At 55.0% G+C, this 15,150-nt stretch carries 11 protein-coding genes, 1 tRNA gene and 1 pseudogene; 4 read left to right on the forward strand and 9 right to left on the reverse strand.

The genetic code is table 11. From position 1 onward, the window contains the following. The first annotated feature begins 17 nt into the window (after positions 1–17). Positions 18–878, forward strand: a complete 861-nt coding sequence (locus L9H78_RS09190; protein ID WP_249619914.1) for a cytochrome c biogenesis CcdA family protein — start codon at positions 18–20, stop codon at positions 876–878. 72 nt (positions 879–950) lie between these two features. Here the strand turns inward: L9H78_RS09190 and L9H78_RS09195 are convergent, their stop codons facing one another. Further along, a complete protein-coding gene (locus tag L9H78_RS09195) occupies positions 951–1,568 on the reverse strand; it encodes an MBL fold metallo-hydrolase (RefSeq protein ID WP_249619916.1) in 618 nt (205 codons plus the stop codon). Between the two features lie 3 nt (positions 1,569–1,571). After that, a complete protein-coding gene (locus L9H78_RS09200) occupies positions 1,572–2,723 on the reverse strand; it encodes an S-(hydroxymethyl)mycothiol dehydrogenase (RefSeq protein ID WP_249617751.1) in 1,152 nt (383 codons plus the stop codon). Positions 2,724–2,994: 271 nt separating this feature from the next. Between L9H78_RS09200 and L9H78_RS09205 the strand changes: the two genes are divergently transcribed. Next, on the forward strand, positions 2,995–4,638 hold the full coding sequence (locus L9H78_RS09205) for an AMP-binding protein (RefSeq protein WP_249619917.1): 1,644 nt from the start codon (positions 2,995–2,997) through the stop codon (positions 4,636–4,638). 745 nt (positions 4,639–5,383) lie between these two features. Here L9H78_RS09205 and L9H78_RS09210 read toward each other — a convergent pair. The 5 genes and pseudogenes from L9H78_RS09210 to L9H78_RS09230 form a co-directional block, all read right to left on the reverse strand. After that, a complete protein-coding gene (locus tag L9H78_RS09210) occupies positions 5,384–5,662 on the reverse strand; it encodes a DDE-type integrase/transposase/recombinase (RefSeq protein WP_249619918.1) in 279 nt (92 codons plus the stop codon). Between the two features lie 58 nt (positions 5,663–5,720). Then, positions 5,721–5,912, reverse strand: coding sequence for an IS3 family transposase (locus L9H78_RS09215; RefSeq protein WP_283775210.1), 192 nt, complete (start codon positions 5,910–5,912; stop codon positions 5,721–5,723). A gap of 275 nt (positions 5,913–6,187) precedes the next feature. Continuing rightward, a pseudogene (locus L9H78_RS09220) lies at positions 6,188–6,429 on the reverse strand (hypothetical protein). Positions 6,430–6,970: 541 nt separating this feature from the next. Further along, positions 6,971–7,046, reverse strand: a tRNA-Thr gene (locus L9H78_RS09225). Between the two features lie 141 nt (positions 7,047–7,187). Further along, the gene (locus L9H78_RS09230) at positions 7,188–8,567 is read right to left on the reverse strand and encodes a DNA polymerase III subunit delta' (RefSeq protein WP_249619919.1); all 1,380 of its coding nucleotides are present in this window, start codon (positions 8,565–8,567) and stop codon (positions 7,188–7,190) included. Positions 8,568–8,610: 43 nt separating this feature from the next. On the opposite strand from L9H78_RS09230, the gene L9H78_RS09235 reads away from it, so the two are divergent. Both L9H78_RS09235 and L9H78_RS09240 read left to right on the forward strand, forming a co-directional pair. Next, a complete protein-coding gene (locus tag L9H78_RS09235; RefSeq protein ID WP_249617754.1) occupies positions 8,611–10,137 on the forward strand; it encodes an adenylate/guanylate cyclase domain-containing protein in 1,527 nt (508 codons plus the stop codon). Positions 10,138–10,308: 171 nt separating this feature from the next. Continuing rightward, complete coding sequence (locus L9H78_RS09240; RefSeq protein WP_249619920.1) at positions 10,309–11,658, forward strand: DUF418 domain-containing protein; 1,350 nt, start codon at positions 10,309–10,311, stop codon at positions 11,656–11,658. Between the two features lie 3 nt (positions 11,659–11,661). On the opposite strand, the gene topA is transcribed toward L9H78_RS09240, so the two are convergent. Continuing rightward, entirely contained in the window at positions 11,662–14,676 is a 3,015-nt protein-coding gene (gene topA / locus L9H78_RS09245) for a type I DNA topoisomerase (protein WP_249619921.1), read from the reverse strand. Positions 14,677–14,902: 226 nt separating this feature from the next. Continuing rightward, entirely contained in the window at positions 14,903–15,106 is a 204-nt protein-coding gene (gene cspE, locus L9H78_RS09250) for a transcription antiterminator/RNA stability regulator CspE (protein ID WP_021352804.1), read from the reverse strand. Between the last annotated feature and the right edge of the window lie 44 nt (positions 15,107–15,150).

A 15,150-nucleotide genomic window follows, 5' to 3' on the forward strand; every position in this document is an offset into this window, starting at 1 on the left:
AGAGGTTGAGCTGATAGATGATTGAAGTTGGTCTTTTTGGTGCATTGCTCGCGGGAGTGCTCTCGCTGATCAGCCCGTGCTCAGCATTACTGCTACCAGCATTTTTCGCTTATGCCTTCGATTCACTCCGCCATTTGGTATTCAAGACTTTAATCTTTTTGGCTGGTCTCATCACCGTTCTGGTGCCTATTGGGGCGGGTGTAGGCAGCATTGGTGCGTTCATGGTTGATCATCGGTCCACGATCATCCTGATTGGCGGAATCATCATTATTGCGCTCGGCATCTACACTTTCTTTGGTGGAGGATTCAGCCTGCCCTTTTCTAACCTCTCGTCGAAAGCCAAAGGTTCCGGCCCTGGCTCAGTCTTCTTTCTAGGTGCAGTTTATGGTTTTGCTGGTTTCTGTGCCGGCCCATTGCTGGGTGCGGTGCTGACCACCGCTGCAGTTTCCGCATCTGTCTGGTACGGCGCGGCGATCATGGCAGCGTATGCCGTCGGCATGGCCATCCCACTGTTCGTTCTCGCCTTATTGTGGGAAAAGATGGACTTGGGCACGAAGATGCGCCCAAAGCCAATCAAAATCGGCCCGTTTACCACCCACCTGGTTTCCATGATCTCCGGTGCGTTATTTATTGCCATCGGCTTCTTGTTCATCTTCAGCCACGGCACCTCGGCCTGGGGCGGGCCGCTAAGCACCGACGCGCAAGCACGTATTCAGGAATGGGTCATGCAGTTTGCGCACTTGTCTGACCTCACATTAGCGATCATCGTGCTCGTGGCGTTGATCATCATTGTGCTGATTCTGGGTCTGCGGAAAAAAGACGATAAAGATAAAGACGCCAGCAGCACAAAAACTTCAGCTGCTGACGTCTCACAATAGTCATCGGGCTGTGCTCCCAATAACCGCGGAACTATGAGCGTTGGACGTAAGTGCATCCAGCGCTCATAGTGCTTAATAGCCGCGCTCGATGTATTCGTCGAGGCGCGAGAATTCTTCACCGACGGTTGTGAAATCACCGTGGCCGGGCAAGACCTTAGTTTCGTCCGGCTGGGTGAATACCTTGGATTTCAGCGACTCAATGATGGTCCCGAAATCCGAATACTTCTTATCGGTTGCACCTGGGCCACCAGAAAACAGGGTATCGCCGGCAAAGATCTTTGCTTCGTCTTCGCAGTACAACACGCAGGAACCTGGTGAGTGTCCCGGGGTGTGGAGAACCTTCAGCGTGCTGCCTTCTACGTCGAAGGTGTCGCCGTCGGCAAGCCGGGCGAATGAACGATCGCCGTTAGCTTCCTCCCACAGCATCTCGTCATCTGGGTGCATGTACATTTCCACCCCGAAATGATCCGCGACCTGCGGGGCAATATCGACGTGATCGCTGTGACCATGCGTCAAAATAATGCCTTTGACGTTGCGGTTTTCCACGGCACCGACGATGGTATCGAATTCATGCGAAGGGTCGATGATCCAGCAATCCTGGTCGCCGACGATGAAGACGTTGTTGTCGACATCCCATTCATTGCCGTCGAGTTTGAACTTTCCAGAAGTCACTAGATGGTCAATACGCATGTGTTACACCTCTACTACGCTGCGCAGGACTTTGCCTGCCTTCATGGTTGCGAATGCTTTCTCTACATCATTCAGGGTAATGCGTTCGTCAACGAATTTGTCCAGTGGGAAGCGTCCCTGCTTAGCCAGATCAGCGTACAACGGGAAGTCACGCTCTGGCAGGCAATCGCCGTACCAGGATGGCTTCAATGCGCCGCCGCGAGAGAAGAAATCAATAGCTGGAACCTCGAATTTCGCATCTGGCCCAGGAACGCCCACCATGACCATGCGTCCGGCAAGATCACGGGAGTAGAAAGCTTGTCGGGTGGTAGCTGGGATGCCTACACCATCGATGGTGACATCAGGACCAAAGCCATCGGTGAGTTCGCGGACTGCTTCAATAACTTCTTCTTCCGATTTGCCGCTGGCATCCACCGTGTGGGTCGCACCGAATTCTTCGCGGGCACGCTCGAGCTTCTGCGCATCCAGGTCCACCGCAATGATTTTGCGTGCGCCCACCAAGCTGGCACCAGCGATAGCTGCCATGCCGACGCCACCGACGCCGAAAACAGCCACGGATTCACCACGAGTAACTTCACCGGTATTCACGGCCGCTCCCAAGCCGGCCATAACGCCGCAGCCCAGCAAGCCAGAAGCAGCAGCGTCGGCCTCCGAATCAATCACGGTGCACTGCCCTTCGTGTACCAGTGTCTTTTCTGCCAAAGCGCCGATACCCAAAGCTGCGGTGAGCTCGGTGCCGTCGGCAAGCGTCATTGGCTTGGAAGCATTGTGGGTATCGAAGCAGTAACGTGGCTGCCCCTTCTTGCAGGCTCGGCATTCGCCGCACACAGCGCGCCAGTTCAATACGACGGTGTCGCCAACTTTGACGTGGGAAACTTCGCTGCCGATGGATTCGACGACTGCAGTAGCTTCGTGGCCCAATAGGAATGGATAGGCGTCTTCAATGTCGCCATCGCGGTAAGCCAGATCGGTATGGCAGATACCACAAGTTTTCACGGCAACAACGACGTCATGTGCACCTGGAGCCGGGATGACAATGTCGACAGTCTCGACTTCTGCACCCTTCGAGCGCGCGATGACGCCCTTCACGGTTTGTGAATCTGCACCGCCGCTTGATTGATCATCATTTTCAATAAGATTTTCTTGATATGTCATATATCTGATATTACAGAAATGCCTTCGATGCCGCTGATGCTTCATCTACTAGCAAGTTTCATTTCGCGCGCTGCACGATGTAACGAAAACTAATTAGAGTGACGATAGTTATGGTGTAAGTTTCTAAATGAAAAGTATTACTCGGGTGCCACTCGGCTTTACTCAGACTCACCCAAGGCTCTAATGTCTAGGCTTTATTGTCTGAATCTTATTGCCACCTGCTCCGTGTGCTCATTAATTTTTGTGTTCTGATTATTGAAGGTGTGATTTTGTGTCATTGCGCGACCGGCTGGAATACCTCGCTACCAACGGCAAGGGGCTAGCAAAACTAGTTCCTACATTGCTGCGAACCGGGATCATTGCCCCCGGCGACAACCCACGCGCGCTGCTACACACCCCAGGCATCGTCGCACGTTATTGGCTAAGCACTGCCCGCGAGATCGAACAAGCGGCACTCATTTGCCCGGATCGCCCTGCCTTGCTTGACGACGAAGGCACCATGACCTACCGCGATCTGCAGCAACAGGCCACTACTTTTGCCCGTTACCTACATCAGCTGCCAGTCGACGAAATCCGTCTGGGCATCATGGCACGCAATGGGCGTGGCATCGTCACCCCGCTGGTTGCCAAGGGCTATGCCGGGGCAACAATCTATTTGCTCAATATTGGTTCTTCATCTGAACAACTCGCTGGTTGCATTGAAGAGAACGACATCAATGTGCTGGTCATCGACAGCGAATTTGCAGACCGCCTGCCGCAACCTGGCTCTGCGGCCGCCACCAACTTGCACGTGGTCATCGGCCACGAAGGCGGCGAAGACACCGGAGAGCACCTGGCTTTAGCCGAGATCGTCAAGCGCAACATCGAGCAAAAGCTGCCTCGCTTTCCAAAGCACGGCAATATCGTCTTGATGTCTTCGGGCACTACCGGCGTGCCAAAAGGTATTGCGCGGCCTGAGCCAAAACTGCCCACGGTGTTAAGCACAATCCTGGATGCTGTCCCCTGGAAAACCAACCAAACCGTGCAAATGACAGCATCGATTTTCCACACTTGGGGTTGGGCGATGCTCAACATTGCCTTCGCGCTACGTTCCACGGTGGTCACACGGCGCATTTTTGATGCCGAAGCCTGCCTCAACGATATCCAAGAGCACCGCTGCGAGGTATTGATCTCGTCGCCAGTGTTCTATAAATCGATGGTCACGCTCGACAACACCTGGGATTACGACACCTCCTCGTTGCAGGTCATCGCTTCCTCCGGCCACGCGCTAACTCCCCAGGTGGCAGCGGATACCATCGAGCGTTTCGGCCCAATTCTGGCTAATATTTATGGTTCCACCGAGCTCACCTTGGCCAGTGCCGCGACGCCACAGCAAATCGCCGAGGACCCCACCGTGGGCGGTTCCATCGCCAACGGCACCCTGCTAAAAATCTTGGACGGCGACGGCAAGGAAGTCCCCCGTGGCAAGGTTGGCAAAATTTATCTGCGCAACGCGACCACGATGGTCGGATACACCAATCCGAAGCACAAACTAGACCGCATCGGCATGCTGCAATCCATCGGCGATCTCGGCTATATCGACAACGACGGCATGCTGCACGTATTGGGCCGCGCTGATGAAATGATCATCGTCGGCGGCGAAAACGTCTACCCATCGTCGGTGGATAACGTGCTCGATACTATGCCTGGCATTGCTGATCACTATTCCAAGGGTGTCGACGACGACGAGACGTTTAGCCGCATTGCAGCATGGATCGTAAAAGATCCAGACGGGCCGGAAATTTCTGCCGACGATGTCCGCGAATGGGTGCGCACCCGTTTAGCGGAGCATTCCGTGCCGCGCGACGTGCATTTTGTTGATGAGCTGCCACGTAACGCCACCGGCAAGGTTATTCCACGCCAGCTGTCGGCTTAAAACCCACTCACTGCTAGTAACAGGGCGCCGCCGGTGCTGGGGCTTGCTGGCCAACTCTGCTAGCTAGAGGTTTCTGCTTGCTATAGCGAGCCCTGCCATCACGGCCGCGGCCCGTACCGAGCTCACGCTGCGGAGCCACAGTGCAATTTCCAGACTGCAATTTTCAGACCGTGATTTACAGTGTGCGTTTTACAGTGTAAGCCAGTTTTGCACTGTCGTTTTACACTGTGACCTGAGTTTAGGGTCTATCAATGACATATTGGCACTCGCAAATCGGAATATTCACTTTCGCCGAAGACGCCTGCAGCCACAAAAACACTGGTAAGAACACCAAGTTATCATCCCGGCACCAACACTGAAACAATACTGAATAACAGTGCACACCACAGTGCAAAAGCACCCTGAGAGCACTAGACACTTTCACACTGTAACTGTAGCCTTTACAGTGTGAAATGGGACAGTGGAACTTTAATTCAAACATTGCACTTGAAGTGTCCTGGGGTTTGTTCCTAGGCATTTACCCTATTTTCTATTGTTTCCCGGGACTCATCTTGTTCCCACAACGCGTCTTCAACCTCGACCGGGGTGCGGTATCCCAAGCTTTGATGCAATCTGGTCTAGTTCCACCATGACCCCCCATTCGAAGGTCGCGATTTCTACCTCGACAACGTCATCCCAGCTTCTGGTATGAATCAGCACATTTTTGTGAGGGGCCGTTCACGTTCTCAGCTAGAGCATTGTCATATCAGTTACCGACAGTCCCGGTGTAAGCGGTAATCCTGTGCTGGGCACCTCGCTCGTTGTAGACAACGCTGACGTACTGTGAGCCGTGATCCGAATGGTGAATAAGACCTGTTGTTTCCCTCGCACTCACAATCGCTTGATTGAGTGCTTGCAGCGGCAAAGCCTTGGTGCGCATCGAGTCCGATAGCGCCCACCCAACGATCCGCCTGGAGTAAACGTCGGTGACAAATGCGGCATACACAAAGCCTTTCTTCGTGCGCACATACGTAATGTCAGCCACCCATAACTTGTTTGGTACTGCGGCACTGAATTCGTGTTGCACTAAATCCGGGCGCAGATCAGGAATGTTGAGGTGAACGGGTTGTGATTGGTGACCGGCCTTTGCCGGAAACACCGGCCAGGCGCATCAGCCGGGCGGTGTGTTCACGACCGATATCGATTCGGTCACGGCGTAGAGCATGCCACATTTTTCGCACACCGTAGACACCGTAATTAACTTGATGAACAGCACTAATGCGTTCAACCAGCACAGTATCGCGAAGGCGACGAGCACTTAATCCACGGGCCTTTAACTGACGATAACCACGCGAGGTGGTAAACCCTCCAACCCCGGTTATTCTTCAACGTGGTGCAGATGAACTCGTTTGTGAAACGATTCCGGTATTCATCGATGAATCGGATCATTTCTTAACGTTTCGGGCCTGGTCATGAGGCGAAAATAGCCGAGGCAGCCTTCAGCAGCTCATTAGTGTCGCGGAGCTTATGGTTTTCACGTCGCAGCCTTGCGTTTTCGGGGGCCATATCTTCAGGCACAGGCTCTGGGATGGTTCCCGAACGGCGGGCCTGCCAAAGTCCATTGACGAGCCGTGTGCCATGAAACCCCCAACTTTGGGGCTACTGCCTGGCACGCGGGGGTGCATCGACGAGTTTTCCGCCAAGATGCGGTCTTCCACGAGACGGACCACACGATCCTTGGCATCCTGGTCAAATTTCTTTGGCATATTCCAGATTTTCCCATCTACTCAAACGGAACAAAACCTGGGACATTTCATAAAATGAATTATGAGATGCAGCCTGCTTGAAGATTTCATTCTCCCGTTTTTCTTTGTTCAAGAAACCAGCAAAATCGAATTCCTAGTCTCATCAGAACCGCAAAAGAAAGTAGAAATAGCCAGAAAGGAATAAGCTTATAGCCACCCACACTGACATTAATAATGTGGGATATATATCCCACAAGGAGTGCAAGGCCCAGCGATCCTACTATGACCAGAGCTCTGAGAGATGGTCTCAGGTCGTCGAAGACGTATTTTCTTCGCTGTTCATTTGAGCCTTCGGCACGTGAGGTAAGCCCAAAAAAATCGAGCACTTTCTGCATCTGCATCATCTCCCCCTTCACATTCGATGCCACCGTATCACAGCTGTTAGCAAGCTCACAAAAATATTTCGGCTTTTGGTTCCAGCTTTCATCTTGTCATCAATGGCCACGCTTCGACCGAAAGGTGAAAAACTCATGTCGCTGCGCCAACCCCCTATGGCACATGCAGCAACCAAATCACAAAGGATCGCAAAGGAATAAGAGTTTGAGTAGTGGAGCCATCTAAGGGAATCGAACCCTTGACCTGCTCTTTACGAGGGAGCTGCTCTACCGACTGAGCTAAGATGGCACGTTGCTTGTGTGGAACCGTGAAAGATTCCCGCATAGCGGGCTTCCTGCACAATCACAGCAACACTGGCATTCTAGCCGATAGTCGCCGTCAATGAAAAACGGCGGGACTAACACCGCCACACCAGCGAGGCTGTAACAGTTAGTGCACCCGGTATGCGCAGCGCAAACGCCCCACCAGACCATCAAAAGCAATCTGCGGCGAGACGTTAAAGCCTAAAAGCTCACGATAATGACTAATCGCATCCTGGCATTCCACCAGCCCCGCTTCATCCAAATGCTCAGCCAACTCCGAGGCCAGTGGCTGAAAATCCGGATGTGTCAGATCCACCTGTGCGCCCAGCTTTACCATCAGCGCGTCCCGGTAAATCCCAGCCAGATCGACCAAGGCCAGATCCAATACATCCCGTAAACGCCTGGTCTGCCTCTTTTTCTGCTGCTTTTCCAACTCGCGCAAGTCACCCGCACCACCCGCGACGGATTTCTGGGTACCCTTGCCTTTCGCCCCCATACCTAAGGCGTTGCGCAGGCGTTCTTTTTCCGCCTCATCCGCCTCGGCATAGCTTTCTTTCGCTTCTTTTTCTACAGCTTTGACCAGCTGCCCGACGGCCTGGAAGCCCCCGGATTCGTGAAAAATTGCTTCCGCGAGGTTGATAGCTTGCGCACGCCGCTGCTGGATCGCCGGGGTGTTGACCAACTTTCGCGCGCGGCCAACATGACGCAACGAAGTATGTGCCGCCAACCGGGCGTGATTTTCACTCGCGCCTTCGTCGACAAGCATCTGCACAATCGTGTCCACCGGTAACGCTGGCACGTACAAGTGTCGGCAGCGGGACCGGAGCGTCTGCGGGAAATCCTCCGGATCTGTCGACGGCGCGCACAGAATGATCACGGTGTGCGCGGGCGGTTCCTCAATTGTCTTCAACAATGCATTCGCCGCGCCGTCGGTCAACCGGTCAGCGTCTTCGAAAATCACCACACGCCAGGCACCAACCGTGGGCCGCTTAGCAGCAGAAGCCACGACTTTCTCGCGTACGAAATCCACTCCGATCGACAACTCTTGCGGCACGACATGCACAACATCCGTATGTTTGCCAGTCATTGCAGTCCGGCACGCCTGGCATTCCCCACAGCCATATGCTCCCGAGGTTTCGCAGAGCAGAGCCGCGGCAAAGTTCAACGCCGTGGTGGAACGGCCCGCCCCCGGCGGACCAGTGAACAACCAGGCATGTGACATCGCATGTGCTTGAGCTCGGGTCTCGATCTGGGCTTGGGTTTGGATTGACGCATCAGCTGCAGCCCCGTCGGCAAGCACTGCGCCACTGTCAACGCCTGACCGCGACCGTGTCCGTGCTGCTGCCCGAGCGGCAGCCATGATGGTCTCTTGCACCCGGGGGTGGTCCCGCAAGCGGTCCGCTATGGTGACCGAAGGTCCAGAATCTGTGCCGTTTGTGACAGATGTTGCAGGTGTTGCGGTTACAGGTGTGTCGTCGGTTGCCGTGGCAGCTCGCGTATAACTCACGCCACTAGTCTAGCCGGGCAGTCGACAGTTATTGTAGTAAGTTATGAACAGATTTCTGCGTGGCATCAAATGGCTGTGGGGCACCTCATGGCCACTGTTTGCCACCGCAGTTCTAGGGGCAAACATCACCGGCGCCGTCGCGATCATGCTATTCGTGCGGTTCTTCCTGCCAATGCCGGAAATCATGGACTTCACCGACGAAGTTCCCAATTTACTCTCAGTCGGCATCGCCTACCTCGTCTTCGCGGTATTCGTCGGCATGGGCGCCACCTATCTATTGTTCCGCCCGGTTCTGGACTGGCAACGCAACCCCGAGGAACATGACCGAAACATGGTGCGGTACCTCGTTATGCGCATACCGGTTTACCAAGCCGGGGTGGCGGCGTTCGTCTGGATCATCGGCATCTTGGTCGCCACGATCCTGACCGGAAACTACGCTGCCCGCCTAGGGCTCGTCGTCGCAGTTGCAACCTCCCTAACGGGCATGATCACCATCCTGATCACTTATCTGCAAGCAGAGCGGCTGGTGCGCCCAGTTGCGGCCGAAGCTCTGGCCAGGCGCTTTGAAGACTCCACTCTGGAACCACCCATTAAAGTGCGGCTATTGACCACTTGGGTCATGACCACCGGCGTGCCAATCCTGGGCATCGTGCTGCTCTTATTCGCACACCAAGCCAATTATTTCACCGATAACGCCGCAGATCTGATCCCTCCGGTACTGCTCATGGCAGTCACTGGCATCGTCACCGGCCTGACCGGGACCATGTTCGCGATGATGAGCGTGATTGACCCGATTAAGGAACTCCAGGACGCCATCAATCGTGTACGCCGCGGTGAATCCAACGTGGCGGTCGATATTTACGACGGCTCCGAGATGGGCGTTCTGCAGGCCGGTTTTAACGAAATGATGAAGGGCCTGCGCGAGCGTGAGCGGGTGCGCGATATTTTCGGCCGCTATGTGGGCACGGAAGTCGCAACCAAAGCCTTAGAGGAACGCCCCGAGTTGGGTGGTGAAGATCGCGAGGTTGCAGTCCTGTTCGTCGACGTGATCGGCTCGACGACGTTTGCCGTCACTCATACCCCAGAAGAAGTCGTCGATGAGCTCAACCAATTTTTCGAGCGCGTTGTCGAGTGTGTCCATCGCAACCGGGGAATCATCAACAAGTTCCAGGGCGATGCTGCACTCGCTGTATTCGGCGCACCGCTCCAGCTCACGGACGCGAATTCACTCGCCCTGCAGGCGGCGCGCGAGCTACGCGAAGAGCTGAAAGGCCTGGCACTGCACGCTGGGATCGGCGTGGCCGCCGGGCACGTCGTCGCCGGTCATATCGGTGGCTCGGATCGCTTCGAATATACCGTCATCGGCGACGCCGTAAACCAGGCTGCGCGCCTGACCGAACTCGCTAAAGACACCCCCGGGCAAATCCTGACCAACGCCGCCACTCTGCGCGGAGCCAATGAAGTAGAACAATCCCGCTGGACATTTTTGAAATCCATCGAGCTGCGCGGGCGAGGCGAGATGACGCAACTGGCTCGTCCTGTGCGTGCGACGTTAGCGGATCGTTCCTAGCGGCGTCGCACTTGTCGGCGTCGCACTTGTCGGCGCTGTGCTTGTCGGGGTTGTGCTTGTCGGCGCCGCTCCCGCCGACCGTCTGAGCCAATACTGGTTTTGCTAACCTACTTTTAGCGCTTGGATGGCGCCGAAACACTCAACTCTGAAGTACCCACGCTGGGAGCCTTTATGCAGAATCAGCCTGCACCACACCCGCAAACAAGCACCCCACCTCCGGAAAACCCGGCACCGCAGAACCCGCCATCGCCTACCCCACGCATGATCGCCCCTGATTTCGCCCGCGGGATCGCATTGCTAGGCATCGCGCTGGCAAACATACAGACTGCGTGGACGCTAGAGACCTCGAGCTCACACGCGGAGAACATCGAGTCTTCCTATTTCGGCGGCTATACCGACGGTTCACTACTCGATACCGTCTTCACGCTTTTTTCTGCCATGCTCGTGCACGTGCGTGGCCTACCCATGTTTTCCACATTATTGGGATTCGGCATCGGTTTGATCGCCATCAGTCTGTGGAAGAAATCCTTCCCACTTTCTCGAGCCCGCCAGGTCATCGCTCGCCGCTACTTTTTCCTAGCCGTCTTCGGCTTGCTGCACATCATTTTCTTGTTCTTCGGCGACATCATGTTCTCCTACGGCGTCATGGGGATGATCGTCGCCACCATGCTGTCATTGCGTAATAAGACTCTAGGCTGGATTATTGTGGTTCTCTTTGCGCTCAATGCCTTGACTGGTATCGGTATTGCACTGGCCAGCATGGGCTCTACGCTGGTCAACGTAGCAGGCCCGTCCAATTATGCACTCGGGGAGGCCTCCGAGCCGACCAGTAATTACTTGGAATACCTATTCGGGAACTTTTTTCTAGCTATCTTTGCCCCCTTTGAAGCCATTTTTGTCGCCTTCACGCTACTGCCAGTGATTTTGTTGGGCTTCACATGGGCGCGCCGTGGTGTGCTTGCCGACGTAGCTACGCATCGAAAAGAACTCGTAATCTGGGCCGTTATCGCTGCTCTGATATGCCTCGGCATCGGCTTGCCGTGGGGCCTGGCGGAACTAGGGATCATTAACCAAGAGCTGGCCGATCCACTGATGACAGCAAATGTTTTTCTAGGGATTTTTACCGGCCCGGGCATCCTTGCTGCTATCGCGTTGGGCTGTAATGGTGTGCAAAAGAAGTATGCAGAAACCCAGCGCGTGCCGTTCTTGTTGCGGCCATTTATCGCGCTAGGTAAACGTTCCATGTCTGGCTATGTCGCCCAGTCAGTATTTTTCGTGATCCTGGTGTTGCCGTTCACGCTGAATTTAGCAGAAGGCCAAACGGTAACTGGGCTGATCGTCATCGCCTTCGCGGTCTGGTTGGCCACGCTATTGTGGGCGTGGCTGTGGGAAGCGCTCGGGTGGAATGGCCCGCTAGAAACTATCCACCGCCGTCTCGGCTACGGCCCTGGTTCACGCCCGCGCTTGGAGTCTCAACGACAAGAGCGTGCACGCCTAGCGGCTGAAACTCCGAGCCCGTAGCGCTTAGCTCCGCCGCGAACCTGCCTTCACCACATTTTTCGTTCCTGGTGAAGGCTTTTTCGCGGTCTTTTTCGCCGTTTTCTTGACAGTCTTTTTCGCCGTCTTTTTCACAGCTTTTTTGGTGGTTTTCTTTGCCGTCGTTTTCTTGGCTGCAGTCTTTTTCGTAGCAGTCTTTTTCACTGTAGTCTTCTTTGCAGCTTTCTTGGTGGTCTTCTTGCCCACCTCGCCGGCGGCTTCTTTGGCGCGACGCTCAGAAAGCAGCTCATTTGCCCGCGCATCCGTCATCGCTTCAGGCTTATCGCCCTTACGCAACGACGCATTTGTTTCGCCATCGGTGACGTACGGACCAAAACGGCCGTCTTTCACCGTCATCGGCTTTCCAGAAACGTCGTTATCGCCAAGCTTCTTCAACGGTGGCTGCGCAGCAGCACGCCCGCGACGTTTTGGCTCAGCATAGATTCGGCGCGCCTCATCCAAATCAATGGAGAAAATCTGTTCTTCATCGGCCAATGAGCGCGAATCCGAGCCCTTCTTCAAATACGGACCATAGCGGCCGTTTTGCGCGGTAATCATCTCGCCATCGGCTGGATCCACGCCCACTTCGCGCGGCAGCGACAACAAGCGCAGCGCTTCTTCCAAAGTCACCGATGCCGGCTCCATCGACTGGAACAATGAGGCCGTGGCTGGTTTCAGCTTGGCTTCCACCAACTCGGTAATGCGCTTTTCTTTTTGTTTCTCTGCAGTCTTGGTGTCCCAGTTTTTCGCGCGTTTGCCCTCTTCTTTGCGTTGGGCGTCCTCAGCAGCACGTTCTTCACGAATGATCTCTTCTGCCTCAGCGGCAGCCTTTTCTTGCTCGTCATCACGCACTTGCTCGGTGACATACGGGCCAAACCGGCCTTCCTTAGCCACAATCATCCGGCCATTGTCCGGGTTTTCGCCCAGCTCACGGCCACCTTGTGGGGTGGCGAATAGCTTTTCTGCCATCTGCAGGTTCAGCTCGTCCGGAGTCGTTGATTCAGACAAATTCGCACGCTGATATTCCGGCTCACCATCGGCATCCGTTCCGATGCGGCGTTCCAGATACGGTCCATACCGCCCCACACGTACGACGACTGCACGTCCGTCCTCGTCGTCGAAAAGATGCAACGAGTTAACTTCACGCGCATCAATCTTTTCCAGGTTGACGTCGATCAGTGATTTCAGCCCGCCGTGGCGCGCGATGGATTCCGCAGTGTTCTTGTCGTCTTCGCTATTAGCCTCATTGCCAAAATAGAAGCCGGTCAGCCACTCGGTGCGGTCTTGCTCACCGGTAGCGATCTGGTCGAGTTCGTCTTCCATCGAAGAAGTGAAATCGTAGTCCACTAGCGGAGCGAAGTTGTTTTCCAGCAAACCAACCACCGCGAATGCCACCCACGACGGCACCAGCGCATTACCGCGGGCGTGCACGTAGCCACGGTCTTTGATGGTTTTGATGATCGAGGCATAGGTTGACGGACGGCCAATGCCTTGTTCTTCCATCTTTTTCACCAGCGAGGCTTCTGTGTAGCGTGCCGGTGGGTTCGTAGAGTGGCCTTCTGCGCTGACCTTATCGACGGACAGCTCGTCGCCCTTATCCAGCTGCGGCAAGCGTTTTTCGCTGCTGTCAGCAGAATCATCGTCGTAGGCCCGCAGGAACCCTGGGAAGGTGATGGTGCGCCCATTAGCCTGGAATTCGGCCTGTTCACCGGTGCTGGCAGAGCCAGCCATGGTGACTTTCATCGACGTCCCTTTGGCGTCGGCCATCTGCGAGGCGATGGTGCGCTTCCAGATCAACTCATAAAGCTTAAATTCTTCGGTATCCAGCTGATTGTGCAGCGCACCAGGGGTCGCAAATGACTCGCCTGCTGGGCGAATCGCCTCGTGGGCCTCCTGCGAATTCTTCACCTTCCGGTCGTAACGGCGTGGTGCTTCAGAAACGAAATCACTGCCATACAACTCGGTCGCCTGATTGCGGGCGGCGAACAATCCCTGCTGCGACAGCGAGGTCGAGTCGGTACGCATGTAGGTGATGTGGCCGTTTTCGTACAGCCGCTGCGCGATACGCATGGTCCGCTCAGAGCTGTAGTGCAACTTGCGTCCTGCTTCTTGCTGCAGCGTCGAAGTCATAAACGGCGCATACGGACGGCGAGTATACGGTTTGTGTTCAACGGCGGTGACGGTGAGTTTTGCTTGCTGCAGGCCGTCGGCAAGCCGGTTGGCCTGTTGCTTGTCGACGATGGTGGCCGAGCCTTTCAGCTGTCCACGATCATCGAAATCGCGCCCCTGCGCCACTCGTAGTCCGTCGACGGTAGCCAAGCGGGCCGGGAAGGACGCCGGATTTTCCGCAGAGTCTGCCGCACCTGTGTTCAGGGTGGCCGAGAGGTCCCAATAATCAGCAGAAATAAACGCCATGCGCTCGCGCTCGCGCTCAACGATCACGCGGGTGGCCACGGATTGCACACGGCCTGCCGACAGCCGCGGCATGACCTTTTTCCACAGCACCGGCGAAACTTCGTAGCCGTACAGGCGGTCCAGGATACGGCGGGTCTCTTGTGCATCAATGAGGTCTTCGTCAAGCTCGCGGGTATTGCTTGCGGCCTCCAGGATGGCGGATTTGGTGATCTCGTTGAATACCATCCGGCGTACCGGCACTTTTGGCTTCAGCACTTCTAACAGATGCCACGCGATAGCTTCACCTTCGCGGTCCGGGTCTGTTGCCAGATAAAGCTCGGAGCAATCCTTGAGCTTAGCTCTTAAGTCCGTAACTTTTTTCTTCTTATCCGGACTGACCACGTACAACGCACCAAAGCCATTGTCCGTGTCGACGCCCAGACGCGCCCACGGCTCTTTCTTGTATTTCGCGGGAACATCAGCGGCTCCGCGTGGCAGATCACGAATGTGCCCCACGGAGGCTTCGACCAGGTAGTCGTTACCTAAGTAGGGTTGGATCTTTTTTGCTTTGGTTTGTGACTCGACGATAACGAGCGTCTTGCCTGCCACGGGATCACGTCTCTTTCGTGCTTAATTAGCGTGCGGAGTACTAGTGCGCTACTTCGTTTACACAGTAATATATGGTGCTTCTACACTAAAGCAAAAACCCAGCATGCCTTGTGGCAATGCTGGGTGATGTTTTTCTTGCTTATTCGGCAAGATTTACCGAGGCTACATGCCGGAGATTCCCGACATTATTTTCCCGGTGTTTGCGTGACCTTACAGGCCACCCAAATTAGAGGGCTACAACCTGCTGAGCCTGTGGGCCCTTAGCGCCTTCGCCGACTTCAAATTCAACCTGCTGGTTTTCTTCCAGGCTACGGAATCCGTTGCCTTGAATCTCGGAATAGTGCACGAAGACATCCTTCGAGCCATCTTCCGGAGCGATGAAGCCGAAACCTTTTTCAGCGTTAAACCATTTAACGGTTCCTTTTGCCATGTTAAAACCTTTTCTTTTTGGCGACGGATCTGCAAAGTGTCCGC

The sequence above is a fragment of the Corynebacterium pseudodiphtheriticum genome (assembly GCF_023509295.1).
Classification (GTDB): domain Bacteria; phylum Actinomycetota; class Actinomycetes; order Mycobacteriales; family Mycobacteriaceae; genus Corynebacterium; species Corynebacterium pseudodiphtheriticum.